Origin of the sequence: Sphaerisporangium viridialbum, assembly GCF_049674955.1 — a bacterium.
GTDB lineage: Bacteria > Actinomycetota > Actinomycetes > Streptosporangiales > Streptosporangiaceae > Sphaerisporangium > Sphaerisporangium viridialbum.
This window is the reverse complement of the sequence record NZ_CP187232.1, coordinates 2,750,142-2,770,229: the sequence shown is the minus strand read 5'-3', so window position 1 is coordinate 2,770,229 and position 20,088 is coordinate 2,750,142. Positions and strand designations below refer to the sequence as shown.

The 20,088-nt window shown below is 73.3% G+C and carries 13 protein-coding genes; 9 read left to right on the top strand and 4 right to left on the bottom strand.

The annotated features are described in order from the left end of the window. Positions 1-54 precede the first annotated feature (54 nt). Positions 55-1,335: a D-arabinono-1,4-lactone oxidase gene (locus ACOZ38_RS12225; protein ID WP_424530461.1), complete on the top strand. Its 1,281-nt coding sequence runs from the start codon at positions 55-57 to the stop codon at positions 1,333-1,335. Here ACOZ38_RS12225 and ACOZ38_RS12220 read toward each other — a convergent pair. After that, the gene (locus ACOZ38_RS12220; protein WP_424530460.1) at positions 1,311-2,126 is read right to left on the bottom strand and encodes a hypothetical protein; all 816 of its coding nucleotides are present in this window, start codon (positions 2,124-2,126) and stop codon (positions 1,311-1,313) included. The two genes, ACOZ38_RS12225 and ACOZ38_RS12220, sit on opposite strands and share 25 nt — an antisense overlap. Positions 2,127-2,645: 519 nt before the next feature. Between ACOZ38_RS12220 and sepH the strand changes: the two genes are divergently transcribed. Continuing rightward, positions 2,646-5,267 carry a septation protein SepH gene (sepH, locus tag ACOZ38_RS12215; RefSeq protein ID WP_424530459.1) on the top strand — a complete coding sequence of 874 codons (2,622 nt, stop codon included), beginning with the start codon at positions 2,646-2,648 and terminating at the stop codon, positions 5,265-5,267. A 264-nt stretch (positions 5,268-5,531) separates the two neighbouring features. After that, positions 5,532-5,669, top strand: coding sequence for a hypothetical protein (locus tag ACOZ38_RS12210; protein WP_424530457.1), 138 nt, complete (start codon positions 5,532-5,534; stop codon positions 5,667-5,669). Between the two features lie 16 nt (positions 5,670-5,685). On the opposite strand, the gene ACOZ38_RS12205 is transcribed toward ACOZ38_RS12210, so the two are convergent. Continuing rightward, complete coding sequence (locus ACOZ38_RS12205; RefSeq protein WP_424530456.1) at positions 5,686-7,242, bottom strand: PH domain-containing protein; 1,557 nt, start codon at positions 7,240-7,242, stop codon at positions 5,686-5,688. After that, the gene (locus ACOZ38_RS12200; RefSeq protein WP_405146408.1) at positions 7,239-7,754 is read right to left on the bottom strand and encodes a PH domain-containing protein; all 516 of its coding nucleotides are present in this window, start codon (positions 7,752-7,754) and stop codon (positions 7,239-7,241) included. The genes ACOZ38_RS12205 and ACOZ38_RS12200 overlap by 4 nt, the downstream gene beginning before the upstream one ends. Positions 7,755-8,102: 348 nt before the next feature. Between ACOZ38_RS12200 and ACOZ38_RS12195 the strand changes: the two genes are divergently transcribed. Then, entirely contained in the window at positions 8,103-9,083 is a 981-nt protein-coding gene (locus tag ACOZ38_RS12195) for an ATP-binding cassette domain-containing protein (protein WP_405146406.1), read from the top strand. Beyond that, a complete protein-coding gene (locus ACOZ38_RS12190) occupies positions 9,080-9,886 on the top strand; it encodes an ABC transporter permease (protein ID WP_405146405.1) in 807 nt (268 codons plus the stop codon). The genes ACOZ38_RS12195 and ACOZ38_RS12190 overlap by 4 nt, the downstream gene beginning before the upstream one ends. Positions 9,887-10,163: 277 nt before the next feature. Here the strand turns inward: ACOZ38_RS12190 and ACOZ38_RS12185 are convergent, their stop codons facing one another. Beyond that, the gene (locus tag ACOZ38_RS12185) at positions 10,164-13,652 is read right to left on the bottom strand and encodes an AfsR/SARP family transcriptional regulator (protein WP_424530455.1); all 3,489 of its coding nucleotides are present in this window, start codon (positions 13,650-13,652) and stop codon (positions 10,164-10,166) included. Between the two features lie 93 nt (positions 13,653-13,745). Here ACOZ38_RS12185 and ACOZ38_RS12180 point away from each other — a divergent pair, with 93 nt between their 5' ends. From ACOZ38_RS12180 to ACOZ38_RS12165, 4 genes are all read left to right on the top strand, one after another. Continuing rightward, complete coding sequence (locus ACOZ38_RS12180; RefSeq protein WP_424530453.1) at positions 13,746-14,324, top strand: YbhB/YbcL family Raf kinase inhibitor-like protein; 579 nt, start codon at positions 13,746-13,748, stop codon at positions 14,322-14,324. Between the two features lie 183 nt (positions 14,325-14,507). Next, positions 14,508-16,478, top strand: a complete 1,971-nt coding sequence (locus ACOZ38_RS12175; protein WP_424530451.1) for a hypothetical protein — start codon at positions 14,508-14,510, stop codon at positions 16,476-16,478. Positions 16,479-16,559: 81 nt separating this feature from the next. Further along, a complete protein-coding gene (locus tag ACOZ38_RS12170; protein WP_424530450.1) occupies positions 16,560-18,836 on the top strand; it encodes a SulP family inorganic anion transporter in 2,277 nt (758 codons plus the stop codon). 60 nt (positions 18,837-18,896) lie between these two features. Then, positions 18,897-19,910 carry an NAD-dependent epimerase/dehydratase family protein gene (locus ACOZ38_RS12165; protein ID WP_424530449.1) on the top strand — a complete coding sequence of 338 codons (1,014 nt, stop codon included), beginning with the start codon at positions 18,897-18,899 and terminating at the stop codon, positions 19,908-19,910. Positions 19,911-20,088: the final 178 nt, after the last annotated feature.

The window sequence follows — 20,088 nt, the reverse complement described above, 5'->3', positions numbered from 1 at the left end:
TGAGCGTTGCTCACGTCTGGCCAGACGCGCGGTTCATGATTATCGTGCTCCACCATGAACGCCGTCTTCCGGAACTGGGCGGGCAACCAGTCCATCACCCCCGCCGAGGTACGCGCCCCTTCCTCGGCCGAGGAGGTGGCGCGAGCCGTACGCGACGCCGCCGCGCGCGGGCTGCGGGTGCGCATGGCCGGCACCGGGCACTCCTTCACCGGGGTGGCCCTGACCGACGGCATCCTGCTGCGGCCGGAGGCGCTGACCGGCGTACAGGAGGCGGGTGAGGGCCGGGTGCGGGTCGCGGCGGGCACGCCGCTGCGCGTGCTCAACGAGGAGCTGGACCGGCGCGGGCTGGCGCTCGCCAACATGGGCGACATCACCGACCAGACCGTGGCGGGCGCGATCCAGACCGGCACCCACGGCACCGGCCGGGAGATCGGCGGGCTCGCCGACCAGGTCACCGAGCTGGAGATGGTGCTCGCCGACGGGTCGCTCGTCACGGTGTCGGAGGGCGACCTGTTCGACGCCGCCCGGGTCGGCCTCGGCGCCCTCGGGATCCTCACGGCGGTGACCTTCAGGGTCGAACCGTCGTTCCTGCTGCGCAACGTCAGGCGTCCGATGACGCTCAGCGAGATCCTGTCCTCGCTGGACGAGATCACGGGCGAGAACGAGCACCTGGACTTCTTCTGGCTGCCGCACACCGACACCTGCCTGACCAAGCGCAACAACCGGTCGCCCGGCCCCGCCGCGCCGCCGGGGGCCTTCAGGCACTGGCTGGACGACGTCTTCCTGGAGAACACCCTCTTCGGCGCCCTGTGCGGGGTCGGGCGGCGGTTCCCCGGGGCCATCCCCCGGCTGAACGGCATCTCCGCGAAGGCGCTCACCTCGTCCGCCCACACCGACAAGGCGTACAAGATCTTCACCAGCGTGCGGAACGTGCGGTTCCTGGAGATGGAGTACGCCATCCCGCGCGAGCGCCTGGGCCAGGCGCTGCGCGAGACGCGCGACCTGCTCGAACTGCGGGACTGGCGGATCACGTTCCCGATCGAGGTGCGGGTCACCCCGGCGAGCGACGCCTGGCTGTCCACCGCGTACGGCAGGGACTCCGCCTACATCGCCTGCCACGTCTACCGGCCCACGCCGAACCCGGCCTACTTCGAGGGGGTCGAGGAGATCATGACCCGCCTCTCGGGACGGCCGCACTGGGGGAAGCTGCACACGCGCGACGCGGCCTACCTGTCGACCGTCTACCCCCGCTTCGGTGACTTCGTGGCGCTGCGCGACGAGCTGGACCCGCGGCGCCTGTTCTCCAACGACTACCTGGACGTGGTGCTGGGCTGAGCGGTGCCGCCCCGCACGTCCCCCTGGTCCCCTGTGCCCGAGTCCTGGGTCGGCATCACGCTTCCCTCGGGCGACGCCGAGGACGACGGGACGGACGGCTGCCCGGTCTCCGCCGTGGTGGGCTCCTGTGACGTGCTCGCGCCCGGCTCCGAGGAGGGGCTTGAGCCGGAGACGCCGGCCGAGGTCGAGGGCGTGGGAGCGATCGGTTCCGGCTCGTCCACCCGCCCGCCCCAGCTCGTCCCCGATCCGCTCCGCCCGTGGACGGTGGCGGCCAGGGGCCTGCCGCTGAGCAGCTCGAACGCCAGGATCCCGCCCATGCTCAGCGCGAAGGTGGCGACGGTCGCGACCACCAACGTGACCCAGAGCGGGCCCGGCGAGCCCTCGCGCCTCAACGGGGGCGCCTGCGCCACGGCCGCGTCCACCGGAGCGGTGTCGCCGACGGTGGGCGGCAGCTCCGAGGGGCCGTGGTCGCGCACCGTGGCGTGGACCGCCGTGGCCAGCCCGTCCTCACCCGGGCGGGCGAGGGCCGCCTCCTCCGCCTCTTCCTCCAGCGCCTGCCCCTCCAGTTGCCCGGTGATCAGCCCGTGGGCCTCCTTGAGCCGGTCGCGGGTCCGCTTGAGGTAGTGCGTGTAGACGGCGTTCCCGACCGTGGTCGCCGCGCTCGCCACGGCGGCGCCGATGATCGTTCCCGTGACTCCGAGGAACGACGCCGCGACGGCCGCCGTGCCCGCCGCGAGGGCGCTGCCCGCGATCTGCGGAGCGCTGAGGTCCAAGCCTTCCTTGCCGCCCATCCCTGAGATCAGTCCCTTCCGGCAGTGGCGGTGTTCCGGCACGTTCTGGGCGCGTCCCGCATCCCCCCTGCCGCAGGGGACCGGACGCCGCCGCATGACCTCTATCCGGGATGTGGGGGTATGAACATCTTTTACGGTTTCCACCGGTAGGAGGCGTTCACCGGCGCGGCCGTACCGCGACGGAGATCATTTTTGGACGCCGCCCGCTTCCCCGGCCCCCTCGGCGGGCACCGTCGCGATGTCGCAGGTCCGGGCCTTTCTCATGCCTCTTGGCCGAAGTCGAAGGCGGCGACGGGCGCGATTCGCGAGAATCCGTGCAGGACGCCTAACCCGTTTGCTGCATATCGAGCAGCCGATAGATAGGGTGAAAGCGACATATATAACCGCCTCTCATCGCTTCCCGTGCCTCTGAGGAAGGCGATGTTCGGACATGCCGGGTACGGTGCTGGCAGGTAACCGGCTCACGCGAGAGACTCAAGGGTCCGGGGGAAGATTGAGCACGACGACGAAGGGACTCGCATGCAGGAGCTCCGACTCGTCGCGGTGAGCGAGGACGGAACATACCTTGTGCTGGCCACGGCCGGCAGGGGTACACGGTTCACGCTTCCCGTCGACGAACGGCTCCGAGCGGCGGTCCGCGGCAACTTCTCCCGTCTCGGCCAGTACGAGATCGAAGTGGAGAGTCCGTTGCGCCCCAAGGAGATCCAGGCCCGCATCCGTGCGGGGGAGACCGCGGAGGAGATCGCCGCCACCGCAGGCATCCCCGTGGAGCGTGTCCGCTGGTTCGAGGGACCCGTCCTGCAGGAACGCGAGTACACCGCGCAACAGGCGCAGCGTGTCGCCGTGCGCCTGCCCGGGGAGTCCACTCCGGGGCCGACCCTCGGTGAGCTGGTGGCCGAGCGGCTGAGCCGCCGCGGCGTCCCCAGCGACGAGATCGACTGGGACTCCTGCAAGCGCGACGACGGCCTGTGGCGCATCAAGCTGGGCTTCGTGTGGAACGGTCACACGCGCAGCGCCGAGTGGCTGTTCGACCTCAGGCGCCGCCACGTCACGCCGTACGACGACGAGGCCATGCGCCTGTCGGCGGCCGAGTACGTTGAGCCCGCCGAGAGCGGTACTGTGACGCCGTTCGTGCCCCGGCTCGCCGCCAAGCTCGCCCCCGTCCCGGCGATCCCCGTCGAGGCGCCCGCGGCCCTGCCCGGCGTCGTGCGGCACGACCACGCCGCCCGCACCCACCCCGACCCCGTACGGCCCGACCTCCCGGACCTCCGCGACCTCCCGGACCACGCCGCGGAGCGCGGTCTACCGGAACGAGGCCTGCCTGAGCGTGGCCGCCCCGAACCGGCCGAGCCCGCGGCCTTCCGCCAGGACCCGCCCCCTCGCCACGAGCCCGGCTTCCGCCGCGAGCCCTCCTCGCACCAGGAGCATGAGTCCCGTCGTGAGTCCGCTTCGCACCACGAGGCCGACTTCCGCCATGAGTCCGCCACCCACCACGAGGCCGACTTCCGCCGTGAGTCCGCCTCCCAGCGCGAGCCTGAGTCCCGGCACGAGCCCGCGTCCTACTCTGAGCCCGCGTCCTACTCTGAGCCGGCGGCCCGCCGTGAGCCGGCGCCGCTCCGCGCGGCCGAGCCCGCCGCGGCCCTCAGGCCCTCGTCCGAGTCCTCGCAGGGTCCGGTCCCCAGGCCCGTGACCGAGCGTGCGCCCCGGCCCACCTTCGAGCCCGCCGTCCAGCAGTCCTACGAACGCCACCCCCAGCCCACCTTCGAGCCCGCGGCCCACCACTCGCAGGACCGGGTGTCCCACTCCCCCGAGCCCGGAACCCGCCAGTCCCCCGAGCCGGCGGCTCAGTGGTCTCCCGAGCCGGCGACCTACCACTCCGCCGAGCCCGCGGCTTCTCACACCGCCGAGCCGAGTGCGCCCGGCCACTTCGAACCCGCCGCCCGGCAGCCCGCCGAGACCCCGGCACCGCAGGCCACCACACCGCGCGCGGCCGAGTCCGCCGCGCCGGGCGTCACCGAGCCGGGTGCCGATCCGGACGAGGCGGCCCTGGGGGCCGCCACGAGCGAGGTGGCCGACGCCGGGCGCACGACCACACGGTCGGCACCGCCGAGCGCGGCCGAGGCGCGAAAGCCCGAGCCCGGCAACGCACCGGCACCGGCGGCCCAGGTCGCGGCGGCTCCCGCCTCTGAGGTGGAGGCCGTGAAGGCCCCCGCCGCGGAGGCACAGGTCACGCGGCCACCGGCCGCCGAGCCCACGGCTCAGGACGCCAAGCCCTCGGCTCCGGACGCCAAGCCCACGGCTCAGGACATCAAGGCCTCGACTCCGGACGCCAAGCCCACGGCTCAGGACATCAAGGCCTCGACTCCGGACGCCAAGCCCACGGCTCAGGACATCAAGGCCTCGACTCCGGACGTCGTGCCCTCGGCTCGGGCGACCGAGCCAGAGCCCAAGGTCGCGTCGGCTCCGGCCGGTGAGCCCGCCGCCCACGTCCCGCCCACCGGGGAGGGCGAGCCGGGCGCCCGGGCCGCGTCCGCTGCCGGGACCGAGATCGAGCAGCCCGCCGCCGAGACCACACGGCCCGCCCCCGAGGTCACCCGGCCAGTTCCCGAGATCACGCGGCCAGATGCCGAGGCCGTACAGCAAGATCCCCAGGCCGCACGACCCGTTGCCCAGACCACACGGCCCGGTCCCGAGGCCGCCCGGCCGTCGGCCGGCGATGAAGCCGCCGAAAGCTCGAACGCGCCCGTTCCGGAGAAGACGCGAGCCGGCCAGGCCTCCTCGGAAAGGAAGGCGGGGCGGCCGGTGCCGGTGCCACCCGCCGCACGTCCCGCCGCGGCCTCCTCCCCCAAGAAGGCTCCGGCCGCCGCCAAGAAGGCCGAGGAGACCGAAGAGGCGCCGGTCGCCGTGCCCGCCGCCCGCACCAGCGGCGAGACCGCCGAGCGTCCCGCCGCCGCGTCCGCCGAGCCCGAGAAGGCGGACCAGCCTGAGAAGCCCGAGAAGGAAGTCAAGGCCGCCGAGCCGCCGGCCGTTCCTCCGCAGGCGCCCAAGCCGGCCCGGCCGGCGCGCAAGGGGGGCCGTGGCCGCCGCGCCTCGGTCCCGACCTGGGACGAGATCATGTTCGGAGCCCGCCGCCAGGACTAGCACGCACGCCGTGACCGGATGCCGCCGCCAGAGCCGGTACCCAGAGCCTGACCAGATGCCCACCGCCACGACGAGCACCACGGCCTGACCAGATGCCCGCCGCCAGGACGAGCAGCACGGCCTGGCTGGATGCTCCTGGGGTACAGGCACCCGAGCCCGGAACGCGGTCCGCGTGATCGTCCCTGCCCGACCCGGCACCGGACGATCACGCGGACTCTCCGGCCCCATCGGCCGGCAGGGCCGCCCGTCAGGGGGGGCGACGCCTTGGAGAGGGCGTGCCCGCTGATCCGCCTGACCGACGCCGAACGTGAGGGCGTGCTCAGCCTTCTCGGGCAGACGCCGCCCGACTCCCAGGGCGCGACCACCTTGCCCGACTCCCAGGGCGCGGCCACCTCTCGATGAACGTGCCCAGGGCCCGTCAGTGGCCGGTGGTGAAGGGGGCGAGCCACTCGGGGGTCACCTCGGCGGCGAAGCGGACGCCCTGTTCCTCGCCGGTGTCGATCGCGGCGTAACCGCCGCTGCCCGCGCCGACCCCCGCGATCACGGTGAGCACCCTCGATCGCCGCTGGAACCACGTCTGGCGCACCGTCCAGCCCACCACGGCCCGGCGCTCCACCACCGCCTGCGACCGGGGCAGGGAGCCCGACCGGACCGACAGGCGCGCGCCGTCGTAGGCGTGACCGAGGGAGCGGTAACGGTCGAGCCCGAGCGGGACGCCGATCGCGGCCACGACCAGCGCGAGCGCTCCGATCCAGAACCAGCCGAGCAGGAAGGCGGCCACCGCGACGGCGACCCCCGGGGCGACGGCGCGGAAGAGCCGCCTCTGCAGCGCCTTCGGCGGATGCCGCCGCAGCTCGGCACCGAACGGGCCGATCGCGTCGGCGGCGACCTTCATGGCGAAGTCCCTCGGCACGACGGGCAGCAACTGACCTCTCGTCCGCGAGTCGCCGAGGCCGGTGACGATCGCCCACAGCCGCGCGACCCGGGCCCGGCGCTCCAGGAGGCCCTGGGCGATCTCGTAGCCCCGGATCCTGCGGTGTTCGAGTGCCACACTGCGCCTGGTGACCAACCCGCGCTCGGCGACCAAGGAAGAGTCGCGGCGGCGGAGCGTGAAGTTCCAGTTGAAGACGGCGTACATCACGCCGCCCGCGACGGGCATGGCCATCACCAGCAGGAGCCCGGCCAGGACCAGCAGGATCGGCCGGTTCCACAGCCACTCGCCCAGGGTGATGGCGACGCGCTCGCTGAGGCCGAACTCGCTGCCCCACTGGAATGCCAGGCCGATGGCACCGCCCAGCAGGGCGAACGGCGTGAGCAGGAACGCGCCGGACAGCGGCCCGTACAGGAGCCATCGCCAGGGCACCCGTACGTACACCCGCTCGTGCACGGCGGTGGGGGTGGCGGTGCGCGTGAGGGACGACTCGGGCCCGGCTCCCGCCGTCTCGGCGTGGTCCTCGTGACGGGCGTCGCGGCTGCGCCGGAGGAGGACCCGCCGCAGCCGCTCGGCCTCGGGGAGCGGTACGCCGTCCAGCTCGCCCTCCTGCTTGGCGCCGCCGCTCGCTCCCGTGTCGACGCGGATGACGGCGAGGTTGAACAGCCGATGCAGGGGCGGCGTCGTGACGTCCACGCCCCTGACGCGTTCGAGGGGGATGGTCCTGACGGAACGGCTGACGAGCGACCGGGTCAGCTCCAGCCGGTCGCCCACGATCTGGTAGGTGAACGTGGCCCAGCGCACGGCGGCGTACCCGACCGAGCCCACGAGCCCCAGCATCGCCCAGACGAACGACGACGGCGAGAAGCCGCCCACGAAGAGCACACCCGCCAGGGGCAGGAACAGCGAGGGCAGCATGCGCACCGGGTCGATGAGGAGCACGAGCGGGCTGAGCCGCGACGGCGGAACCGCCATCACACCGCTCCCCCACACCCCGGGCGGCCCTCCGCCCGGTCCGCCGGGAGCGCCGGACTCCTCGGTCATGTCGCGTCGTCCCTGAGCTCGTGGGCCCGGTGTGCGAGGTCTTCCGCCAGGCGGGCCGCCACGCCGACGTCCAAGCCCTTGATAGAGGACGATCCGGCGTACGAGGCCGTGCGGATCTCGACCGTGGCGAGGCCGAGGAGGCGCTCGAACCAGCCCTGCTCCTTGTCGACCGTCTGGATGCGGCTGACGGGGATGAAGACCCACTGCCGGCTCAGCCACCCCGACCGCGCGTAGACGACGTCTCCCGACAGCTCCCACCGGTGGACGGCGTAGCGCCACAGCGGCTCGATGACCACGAACGGGAGCTCCACGACGGCTATCACCCCCGGCAGCCACCAGATGTTCCCCGAGAGCCAGGAGGGCACCCACGACCAGCCGGACCCGGCGATCCAGGAAGCCGCCAGGGCCGATCCTCCGACGAGCAGGAGGAAACCGATCAGCGCCTCCAGCAGCCACAGGGTGATCGCGCGACGGGATACCCGGTGGGCGGGGTCACGCAGGGGAGCAGGCACGCCACCAGCCTAACTAGATCGCCGCCCCCGGGAGCACCGCGACCGTCCCCGGCCCGGCTCCGCCTCGACCGGTATGTCGCCCACCTCGGAGGTGCCCGTGCCCGGGTACCTCGGCCTTCACGCATCATTGAAGTGCGGGCGCCTTCGGAGGCCCGGCGTTCCTCCAGAACGGGGAACCGCCATTGCAATCGGGGCAGGACGCGTTTCTGTCAGCCGTCTGTCAGCGGGCGGGCGGTGATCGCGGTCTCGCCTCAGAGAAATGTCAGTGCCGTAGGCAAGACTCGGAACCAGTCACTCGGACCGCGAGCCGAGCGTTCCCCCCAGCCCGTTAACTGAGGAGTTGAAGCTATGCGATATGCGGTCCAGGCTGAAGGTCTGGTGAAGCACTACGGCGAGACGCGCGCCCTCGACGGTGTGGACCTCGTCGTTCCCGAGGGGCGCCTGCTCGGTGTCCTCGGGCCCAACGGCGCGGGGAAGACCACCGCCGTGCGCATCCTCGCTACCCTGCTCCGGCCCGACGGCGGCCACGCCACGGTGGGCGGTTTCGACGTCGTCAAGGACGCCCACAGGGTGCGCTCGCTGATCGGCCTCACCGGGCAGTACGCCGCGGTCGACGAGACGCTCACCGGCGTGGAGAACCTCGTCATGATCGGCCGGTTACTCGGCCTGTCCCGTCCCGCGTCCAGGCAGCGGGCGGGCGAGCTGCTGGCGCGGTTCGACCTGACCGACGCCGGAGGCCGGGCGGCCAAGACCTACTCCGGCGGCATGCGCCGCAGGCTCGACCTCGCGGCGAGCCTGGTCGGGCGTCCTCAGGTCCTGTTCCTGGACGAGCCGACCACGGGTCTCGACCCTCGCAGCCGCACCGACCTTTGGGACGTCGTGCGCGGCCTGATGGCCGACGGCGTCACCGTGCTCCTCACCACGCAGTATCTCCAGGAGGCCGACGAGCTGGCCGACGACATCGTGGTGTTCGACCACGGCAGGGTCATCGCCTCGGGCACCTCCGACGAGCTGAAGGCCACCACGGGCGCCCAGGTGCTCCAGGTGCGGCCCATGCGCGCGGACCACCTCGATCTGGTGGCCGACGTCATCACCGACGTCATCGGCGACCGCCCCGATCTCACCGGTGGCCAGGCCACGGTCAACATCAAGGACCCCACGGTGGTCCCCGCCATCGTGCGCCGCCTCGACGACCTCGGGGTGGTCGCGGCCGAGCTGAGCCTGCGCAAGTCCAGCCTCGACGAGGTGTTCCTGGCCCTCACCGGCCACCGCGCCGAAGACCAGGCCTCCGTGGCGGAGACCAAGGAGAAGGAGGAGGTGCCGGCATGACCACGCTGACCGCGCCCGCGCAGGCCGTCCCGGGCCGCATCGGCCCCGCCACCGCGCTCCGGCACACCATGACGCTCGCCTGGCGGAGCCTGGTGCAGATCAAGCACAACCCGATGGAGCTGCTCGACCTCTCGGTGCAGCCCATCATGTTCCTGCTGCTGTTCACCTACGTCTTCGGCGGCGCGATCTCCGGGTCCACCACCGACTACCTGCAGTTCTCGCTGCCCGGCCTGGTCGTGCAGAACATGCTGTTCGCGACGCTGACCACCGCGATCGGGCTCAGCACCGACATCACCAAGGGCGTGTTCGACCGGCTGCGCAGCCTGCCGATCGCCCGCTCGGCGCCGCTCGCCGGCCGCATCGTGGCCGACACGCTGAAGCAGGTGTGGGCCTTCGCCCTCTTCGTCGGCCTCGGCACCGTGCTCGGCTTCCGCATCCACACCGGGGTGGCCGGGGTGGTGGGCGCGCTGGCGCTGCTGCTGACGTTCGCCCTGGCGATGTCCTGGCTGTCGGTGCTCATCGGCCTGGTGGCCTCCGAGCCCGAGAAGGTGCAGATCATCGCGTTCTCGGTGATGATGCCGCTCACGTTCACCTCCAACGCCTTCGTCCCGACCAAGACGCTGCCCGGGTGGTTGCAGAAGTGGGTGGAGGTCAACCCGGTCACCCATCTGGCCGACGCCGTCCGCGGCCTTCTCAGCGGGGGTCCGGTCGCGAGCCACGCGACGATCTCCCTGGTCTGGGCCCTCGTCATCGCGCTGGTCTTCGCCCCGCTGTCCCTGCGCGCCTTCCGCTCCCGCGGCTGACCCCCGCACCGACGGTGCCGGCCGGGGCCGGGGTCGTACCGGCCGGGGGCAAGGCCGGACAGGGGCAAGGCCGGACAGGGGCAAGGCCGGACAGGGGCAAGGCCGGACAGGGGCAAGGCCGGACAGGGGCAAGGCCGGACAGGGGCAAGGCCGGACAGGGGCAAGGCCGGACAGGGGCAAGGCCGGACAGGGGCAAGGCCGGACAGGGGCAAGGCCGGACAGGGGCAAGGCCGGACAGGGGCAAGGGCGATGGTCTTTTCGTCCGAGCGAGATGGGATCACCCTGCGGTCAGGGCGATCCCTGGGCGCGGGGCGGTGAGGGCGGGGATCTCTTCGGGGAGGATCGTGCGGCCGCGTTCGAAGTACCGGGTGTAGTTCTCCGGGCCGAGCGCGGCCATCGTCGCCTCGGTGATCCGCACATGGTCGTAACCGATCACGTCCTGGATCCCGCGGATACGGGACGCCGCGCCCAGCAGCACCGCCGCCCTCGCGGCGTCCCCCTCGCGCACGACCAGGCCCGCGACGGCGATGAGCACCAGCCCGTAGGCGCCCCCGTCCTTGGCGTCCCGCGCCAGCCGCAGCGCCTCCAGGTGCGACTCCCGCGCGGCCCGCAGGTCGCCCTCCTGCTCGGCGAGCAGCCCGAGCGACGAGTGCAGCAGGGCCCGGAAGTGCGCCGGGAAGACCAGCGGGTCCACGGCGAGGCGGATCGCCTCCTCGTAGTGCCACCTCGCGAGCGCCGGCTTCCCCTCCTCGCGGGCGAAGTCACCCCGCACGCTGTGCACGCCCGACTCCCCCACCCGGTCGCCGGCGTTCACGCAGATGTCGAGCGCGTGGTCCAGCACCGCCTGGGCGCCGGCCGGGTCGCCGGAGGCGTTGAGCGCCATGGCCAGCCGGGTGCGCATGTACGGGGTGTCCTCCACGGCGCCGATCTCGTCGAGCAGCGCGAGCGCCTCCCGCAGCACCGAGATGGCCGTGGCGTTGTCTCCGCGCAGCATGCTCACCTCCGTGAGCGCGCCCATGGCGGTGCCGATGCCCCACCGATCGCCCACCGCGCGGAAGTGGCGGAGCGACGACCCCACGTCGGCCTCGCCCTCGGCGATCCGACCGGCGTTGTAGTGCACGTGCGCGCGCAGCAGGTGGGCGCAGGCGACCACCCACGGGTCGGGGTCGCCGAACATGTCCGCCATGGTGCGCTCCTGGTCGGGCGCGACGTCGGGGATGAAGAGCACCAGCATCGGCTCGGCCAGCGAGACCATCGCCGGCCAGGGGCGGGGCACCGACGACCTGGCCAGGGCCATCGCCCTGGTCAGCACGTCCCTGGCCTCCTGCCACTGGTTCGTGCCGCCCGCCATGAGGATGCCGTGCACCGTGAGCGCCAGCGCCAGCCTCCTCGGCCCGACCTCGGCGTCGCCCCCGCTGTCCAGGCCGCCCCGATCATCCGGACGGCCACCATCCTCCCCGGCAACCAGACCGCCTCCGCGGCCCAGGTCCTCCCCGGCGTCCAGACGGCCTCCGCGGCCCGGGTCCTCCCCGGCGTCCAGACGGCCTTGGTGGTCCCCGCCGTCCAGACCGCCTCCGCGGCCCAGACGGCCTCGGTCGTCTCCGCCGTCCAGACCGTCTCCGCGGGCCAGGTCGTCCCCGGCGTCCGGGGCGTCCGGGGCGTCCACCAGGGCGATCACCTCGGCGGCACGCTGGGCGCCCTCGGCCCTGCGGCCGGCCAGGAACCAGTACCACCCGAGCGCGCCGACCAGCCGGACCCCGAGCCCCCGGTCCGCCGACCCGACGGCCCAGCGCAGCGCCGCCGTCAGGTTGTCGTGCTCGGCCGACAGCGCGGCGAGCCACTTCACCTGCCCGGCGCGGCGCAGTTCAGGCTCGGCGGTCTCGGCCATGCCGGTGAAGAACCGCGCGTGCGCGCGCCGCACTCGGTGCTCCTCGCCCGACTCGGCGAGCCGTTCCGCCGCGTACGCCCTGATGGTCTCCAGCATCCGATAGCGCTCGTTCTCGCAGACGACGAGCGATTTGTCGACGAGCCTCGCGAGCACGTCGAGCACCTCCTCGCGCGGCTGCCCGCCGCCGGAGCACACCGTCTCGACCGCGTCGAGCGACGCCCCGCCGGCGAAGGCCGCGAGCCTGCGCGCGAGCACCAGTTCCCGGCCGTCCAGCAGGTCCCAGCTCCACTCGACGACCGCGCGCAGCGTCTGGTGCCTCGGCAGCGCCGTGCGGCTCCCGCCGGTCAGCAGCCGGAAGCGGTCGTCGAGGCGGTCGGCGATCTGCCCGGCGGACAGCGTGCGCAGCCGGGCGGCGGCCAGCTCGATCGCGAGGGGCATGCCGTCGAGCTCGCGGCAGATCCGCGCGACCGCCTCCGCGTCACCGTCCAGGACGTACCCGGGGCAGGCCGTGGCGGCGCGGTCGGCGAACAGGCTCAGGGCGTTCTCGTGGTCGAGCGGCTGCACAGGCCACAGCAGCTCGCCGGTGATGCCGAGGGGCTCACGGCTGGTGGCGAGGATGCGCACTCCCGGGCACTCCGCCAGGATCCGGTCGGCGAGCCGCGCGGCGGCGTCGACCAGATGCTCGCAGTTGTCGAGGATGATCAGCTGGCGGCGCGACCCGATGCCGGCCACCAGGCGGCCGGTCAGGTCGGCGTCGGGGACGGGCGTCCGTACGGGCACGCGGCGGGTGTCGCGCATGCCGAGCGCGGCGAGCACCGCCTGCGGCACACCCTCGGGGTCGCGTACCGGGGCGAGCTCGGCGAGCCAGACACCGTCCGGCATCCGGCCCGCCAGCGCCTCGCCGGACTCCACGGCGAGCCTGGTCTTGCCCGCGCCACCCGGGCCGAGCATCGTGACCAGCCGGTGCTCCGCCAGCAGCGAGCCCGCGCGCCGCACGTCGTCGCGCCGCCCGACGAAGCTCGTCAGCCGGGCGCGCAGGTTGCCCCTCTTGTGCCCTTTGTCGCGCATCTCGGGCTCCTGCCCCTGCTCGGGCGTCCCAGGCTCGGGCGCGACGGCCGTTGGCGGGTCGCCCCGGAGCATGCCGAGGTGCAGGGCGGCGAGCGCGGGCGAGGGGTCGGCGCCGAGCCGGGTGGCGAAGTCCGCGCGGGCCGCCTGGTAGGCGGCGAGCGCCTCCACCTGGCGCCCTGAGCCGTACAGAGCGCGCATGAGCTGGCCGCGCAGCCGTTCCCTGAGCGGATGGGCGGCGATCAGCGGTGACAGCTCGCCGGTCACCTCGGCGTGGCGTCCGAGCAGCAGATCGGCGTCGAAGCGGTCCTCGACGGCGGCCAGGCGCAGCTCCTCCAGCCGGGCGATCTCCGCGCCGGCCGCCTCGACCTCGCTCAGGTCGGCGAGCGCGGGCCCGCGCCAGAGCGCCAGCGCCTCCCTGAGCGTGCCCGCGGCCCCGCCCGCGTCGCCGCGCGCCAGCGCCGTACGGCCGTCGGCGGCCAGCCGGGCGAAGCGGTGGGCGTCGACCTGATCCGGAGATATAACCAACCGGTAACCTGACGTCTCCGCGGCCACCAGACCCCGGCCCAGAGTCGCGCGGAGGCGGGAGACGAGAGCCTGCAGCGCGTTGCCGACCGCGCTCGGCGGATCGGCCTCCCACACCCCCGCGACCAGGGTGGCGAAAGGCACCGTTCGTCCGGGGCTGAGCAGCAGCAACGCGAGGAGCGTTCGCAACCTCCGGCCGCCGATGTCAAGGCGTGCGCCGTCGTGACGCACTTCCAGCGGGCCGAGCACGCCGAAGCTCACGCGCGTGTCCGACTTCGCGCCATCCATGCCTCGATTGTGGCTGATTAAGGGACTTCCTGGCGCCGCTCATTCGGGCGATGGGGTCAGCGCACCCCTCAGATCCGCGTAGCATCAGCGGGCATGGGGCAGCCGAGAAAGTCCGTGCGCGTTGGGCGCACGGGACGCAGCGGGCGTATCGCTGTGATCGCGGCGGTCGTCGCGACGGCGGCGGCGGGCTGCGGGATCGTGGGCGCAGGTTCACCGACCGACAGGTCGCTGGACGGGCTCAGCGTCTCCAGCCCCCGGTTCCGCGACGGGGCCCCCTTCCCGGCCGAGTATTCCTGCACGGGAAAGGTCGGCAACCCGCCCCTGAGGTGGTCGGGTGTGCCGCAGAAGGAGACCAGGTCGATCGCCTTGGTGATCGACGCGAACAACGCGCAAGGAGCGGCGGAGGTGCACTGGGTGCTGTTCGACATCGACCCGCTCACCACCGAGCTCGCGCAGAACAGCGTGCCCAGGGGCGCCGTCCAGGGTCTGACGTCGAGCGGCAAGGTGGGCTACTCGCCCCCGTGCCGGCCCGATGACACCTATCGTTTCAGTGTCTACGCGCTCGACTCCAAGATCGAGCGCAAGGAGGGCGCCGCCCTCCGCGAGACGCTGGAGGACATCGCCCGGCACACGATCGCTCGGGGACGCCTCTCGGCGGCCCACATCGAGTGACATGCTGAGCACCAGAGGTAGTCATGGATACCAGATCTTCTCGTAGGGTGTGACAACGGTCATAGTGGTCGGACAGAATCAGATGCAATCCCGGAGCGCAGGTGGTCAACGGGGGAAGGTCGCGTCGATGGCCGCGCGATCTCACCAGCGCCACTGGAAGGCCATGGCCATGAAGGTGGTGCAATGATCGCGGTCATTTTCGGCCTCGTCGCCGTCGTGCTCCTCGTCCTGGTGGTCGTGGCACTCGGCATGCGGTCGATGAACCGCCGGGAGAGCAACCTGCCTCCTGAGCGGCTGCGCAAGATGGCCGAGCAGGCGGACGACCCGAACGCCAAGCGTCCCGGGCGTCCCGCCGAGGAGACGTTCTTCGAGAGCTTCCCCGAGGGCTTCGACGCCTTCCAGGAGCCCGAGCGGGCGACCGCGCGCCTGCGCCCGGGCAACGGAAGGCCCGCTTCGCGTCCCGCCGGGCGCCCCGGCGGCCGTCCGGCGCCCCGCGGCAAGCAGGCCGCCTCCTCCCGTGGCCGCCGCGGCGTCGACGAGTGGGGCGACGCCGACGACTACGACGACGACTACTGGAGCCGGGTCCGCGCCGACGACGGCGCCTTCGGAGGCACCATCGCGGCTCGCATGGGAGCGAGCCGCCCCGACGTGTCCTCTCCGTCCAACTCCGCGCCCGTTCCCGCCAAGGCCGCCTCGCCCAAGGAGCCCAAGGAAGAAGGCGTCGACGCGAACGCCGCCACCGTCCAGGCGGCCCTTCCCACCCGGCCGGCAGGCCTCGCCGACCTGGTGGAACCCTCGCGCAACGCCACGCCCTCCGCCGCCGCGGCGTCTGATCGCACCGTCACCTTCTCGGCCCCCGTTCCCCCGGCCCCCGCCGCGTCGGCGGCCGACGTGCTCGGCGCGATCGGCACCCCGCAGCCGTCCTCGCGCAGCCGTCGCGGCTCACGGCCCGACCCCGCCGACCCGCTCGGCGTCGCGGACTCGCGCGCGAAGCCCCGCCGCCGCTCCGACGCGGGCGGCGACCCCGGGCGCACCGCCCCCGGCCGCACCACCGACTCCCGGCGCACCGACGCGAGGCGCGGCGGCTCGGGCAGGATCGCCGAGCCCGGACGTGCCGCCACCGCGCGGCCCGACGCCGCCCGCGCCGACGCCTCCCGTGACGTCACGGGCCCGTTCACGGCGGGCCGCCCCGCCACGGACCCCGCGCACGACCCGCTGTCCGGCCCCTTGACCACCGGCCCGCTCTCCGCCGCCCCGCACCCCACCGGCTCGCTCGCGAACGATCCGCTGTCCAGCGGCGCGCTGTCCGGCGGTCCCGTATCCGGCGGTCCGGCGTCCAAGAGCCCGCGCTCCGGCGGCTCCCGTCCGGCCGGCCCCCTGGACACCCCGAACAGCGCGACCGGCCCATTCGACGCCGGCCGCTCCTCGACCGGCTCGTACGAGACACCCCGCGCGGCGGGCGGCTCCCGCGGCAGCGGGTCCTTCCCTGCCGCCGCGTCGTACGACCCGCTCGGCACCGGCCCGGCGGCTCCCGGGGCGACCGGCGACTTCCCCGCCGGAGGCTCCTGGCCTGCGCAGGCCGCCTACCCGGCGACCGGCCTGTACGACATCCTCGACGAGCCGACCCCGGCGGCCGGCACCTCCAAGGAGACGTGGAAGGCGGCGGACTACCAGCTGCCCACCTACGACGGGTACGCCGCCGCCCCGTCCGCGCCTCCCGCCTCACCGGCACCCTCGTACGAGGTGCGCCCGGGCTGGGCCACCATCGACGACTCCGACTCGGTGAACGGGCCGACTCCCGCGTCCGGCCTGCCGACGGGGCCGTCCCGCGCGGTCCCCGCGTACGAGACGCCCACCGGGCGCGACCTGCCGCTCGCGGGCGACGAGCCCGCGGCCGGTCAGGGCTACCCCGGCTACGACGCCGAGCGCTACGCGGCGCCGGGAGCGACGTCCCCCGGCTGGCCCCAGCCGGTCCAGAACTCCGGGGGAAGCTGGCCCTCGTACGGCGAGCTCTACGGAACCGGCGCGAACGGCGGCCCAGGGCCCGACCAGCCTGCGCCGACCACCCAGTCGACGCAGTCGTCACAGGCGTCGCCCTCGCGCGGCGGCCACCGCCGGCGGGGCGAGACGGACTATCCCGACTACTACCGCTGATCGATCAGTGTTCTCCCGTCATATATAAAACGCGGCGGCCAAAGGCTTAATCAAACGGCCGTCGCGTCGTATGGTCGGCTCATGACCGAGGACACGCAGCGTAGCCGTTCAAGGACCGAGCGTATTTCCTCGGTGCTCAGGCACGACCTCCCGGCCTCGCTGGTGGTCTTCCTGGTCGCCGTGCCCCTCTCCCTCGGCATAGCCGTGACCTGCGGGGCGCCGCTCATCGCGGGCCTGATAGCCGCCGTGGTCGGCGGCCTGGTGGCCGGGCCGCTCGGCGGGTCGGTCGTGCAGGTCAGCGGTCCCGCGGCCGGGCTCGCCCTCGTCGTCGGCGAGCTCGTGCGCACGTACGGCTGGCGCGCCACCTGCATGATCACTCTGGCCGCGGGAGTGCTGCAGCTCGTGCTCGGCGCGTTCAAGGTCGCGAGGACGGCACTGGCCGTCTCGCCGGCGGTGGTCCACGGCATGCTCGCCGGCGTCGGCGTGGTCATCGCCCTGTCGCAGCTCCACGTGGTGCTCGGCGGGCAGTCGCAGAAGTCCGCCGTGGACAATCTCATCGAGCTGCCGAACCAGATCGTGAACAACCACAGCCACGCCGTGGCGGTCGGCGTGCTGACCATCACGGTGCTGCTGCTGTGGCCGCGCCTGCCGCGCCTGAACGTGCTGCCCGCCCCGCTCGCGGCGCTGGCCATCGCCGCGCTGACGGCCGGGGTGTTCGGCTGGGACATCGCCAGGGCCGACCTGTCCAAGGGCTTCAGCGAGTGGGCGTCGCCGGCCATGCCGAGCGGTGACTGGCACGGCATCGCCGGCGCCGTGCTGCTGGTCGCGCTGCTGGCCGGCGTCGAGTCGCTGCTGTGCTCGGTGGCCGCCGACCGGCAGCACGACGGCCCCCGCTCCGATCTCGACCGCGAGCTGACGGGGCAGGGCATGGCCAACGTCGTGTCGGGGGCCCTCGGCGGCCTGCCGGTCGCGGGGGTTATCGTCCGCACGACCACCAACGTCAAGGCCGGGGCGCGCAGCCGGTGGTCCACCGTCCTGCACGGCGTGTGGGTGCTGCTGTTCGCCGTCTGCTTCGGCTGGATGGTCACGCTGATCCCGATGGAGGCTCTGGCGGCCCTGCTCGTCTTCATCGGCGTGCGCATGGTCAACCTCGGCACGATGCGCGGCCTGCACGGGCAGGGCGAGCTGCCGGTCTACATCCTGACCATGGGCGCCGTCGTCGTAATAGGCCTCGCCGAGGGGGTGCTGATCGGCCTCGGGCTCGCCGCGCTGTCGGCGCTGCGCCGTCTGACCAGGGTGTCGGTCCAGGTGCGCCTGGAGCCGGACGACCGCTGGCACGTCGTGGTGACCGGCTCGCTGACCTTCGTGGGCGTGCCGCGCCTCACCGACAACCTGCAAGCGATCCCGGCGGGCGCCGCGGTCGACCTCGACCTCAACGTGGACTTCATGGACAACGCCGCCTTCGAGGCGTTGCACGGCTGGCGCCTCGAGCACGAGCGGGCGGGCGGCACCATCACCATCGACGAGATCCACGACGAGTGGTACACCTCGGCGGCGGGCGGCACCCGCGTCTCCTCGGCGAAGACGCCGCCGCGGGCCCCCGACCGCTGGTGGCTCCCCCGCGCCTACCGGCGGGGCGGGCCGCTGTCCAGCATCCCGGTGCGGCACGACGGCGTCTGGGTGCCCTCCCGTGCCGAGCCCGGCGGGCCTGGGTCGCGCGCGGATGCCGTGCCCGACCTGCTGGCCGGCGCCATCGACTTCCAGCGGAGCACCGCGCCCCTGGTACGGCCGTTCCTCCACCGCATGGCGCGGAGGCAGGAGCCCTCGCACCTGTTCATCACCTGTGCCGACTCCCGGGTGGTGCCCAACCTGATCACCGCGAGCGGCCCCGGCGACCTGTTCACCGTGCGCAACGTCGGCAACTTCGTGCCGAGGCACGGCGCCTCTCCCCCGGACGACTCGGTGGTGGCGGCCATCGAGTACGCCACCACCGCACTCGACGTCCGCACCATCACGGTCTGCGGGCACTCCGGCTGCGGGGCGATGGCCGCCGTGCTGAGCGCCGGGGAGCAGACCGGCGGGCTGCCGGGGCTCGAACGCTGGCTGCGCCACGGCGACCACACGCTCGCGCGTTATGTGCTGTCCGACAGCACCGGCGAGGACGAGGGGCCGCTCGACCGGCTGTGCCGGGTGAACGTCGCGCAGCAGCTCGACAATCTCCGCACGTACCCCTCGGTGGCCGGCCTGGAGGATTCGGGGCGGCTGCAACTGGTCGGCCTGTACTTCGACATCGGCGCGGCTCGCGTGCACGTGCTCGACCGCCAGGGCTTCACTCCGGTGGCGAGCGTCCGCTCGTAGCGGATTCGCTCACCGTGAAAGGTCTCGGCGGAAGGCGGCCATGGGTCGAGAGTGGTCGCCATGAGAATCCTGGTGATCGGCGGTTCGGTGTTCCTCGGCCGGGCCATCGTCGAAGAGGCCCTGCGGCAGGGGCACGAGGTCACGACCTTCAACAGGGGCAGGTCCGGAGACGATCTGCCCGGGGTGACGGCCGTCCGCGGCGACCGTGAGGTCCCCGCGGACCTCGAAGCACTCGCCGAGGGACGCGAGTGGGACGCGGTCATCGACGTGTGCGGCTTCACTCCGCGGGTGGTCGCCGACTCCGCGCGCGCCCTGTCGGGGCATGCCGCCACCTACGCGTTCATCTCCACCATCTCGGCCATCTCCGACTGGCCGGCCAAGCGCGTCGACGAGTCCGCTCCCCTGTGGGAGTGCTCGCCCGACGCCGGCCCGGAGGATGGCGACTACGGCGTCCTCAAGGCCGGCTGTGAGCGGGCCGTGGAGGAGTACTTCGACGGCAACGCGCTGATCATCCAGCCGGGGCTGATCCTCGGCCCATGGGAGAACGTCGGCCGCCTGCCCGCCTGGCTGCGGCGCGTCTCCCGTGGCGGCCGGGTCGTGGCCCCCGGCGACCCCGGCCTCCCGATGCAGCTCATCGACGCCCGTGACATCGCGATCTTCACCGTCGACCAGGCGGCCAAGGGGGTGAACGACCGTTTCCTCACCACCGGGCCCGCCGGCAACACCACGTTCGGCCGGTGGCTGGCCGACTGCGCCGAGGTCACCGGCGCGAGCCCCGAGCTGGTCTGGATCGACGACGAGTTCCTGCTCGCCCGCGAGGTCGAGCCGTGGACCGAGCTTCCCCTCTGGATCCCGTCCACCCCCGGCGAGGTCGGCACCTGGGACGTCTCCACCGCCAAGGCCGAGGCGGCGGGGCTGCGGTGCCGCCCGGTCGCCGAGACCGTGCGCGACACGTGGCACTGGCTGAAAGACCGCGATCACGCCGAGCTGGAGCGCCGCCTCCCCCACTGGCGGCGGCACGGCCTGGCGCCCGACAAGGAGGCCCGCATCCTCAGCGAGTGGGACGCCCGCTGACCTCGCCCGCACGCGATGCGGAGCAGGGGTGTGGCGGTCGAGGGGCTGTCCTCCGGGAGGGGGCCGCCCGGCCTCATCGTCGGGTACGGCACCCCGCCCGAGCACGCCTTCGGCCCTGACCGCCTTCGCGGGCGCGCTCGGTGAGCTGTACGGGCGCGCGGAGGGCCGGGTGGTTGAC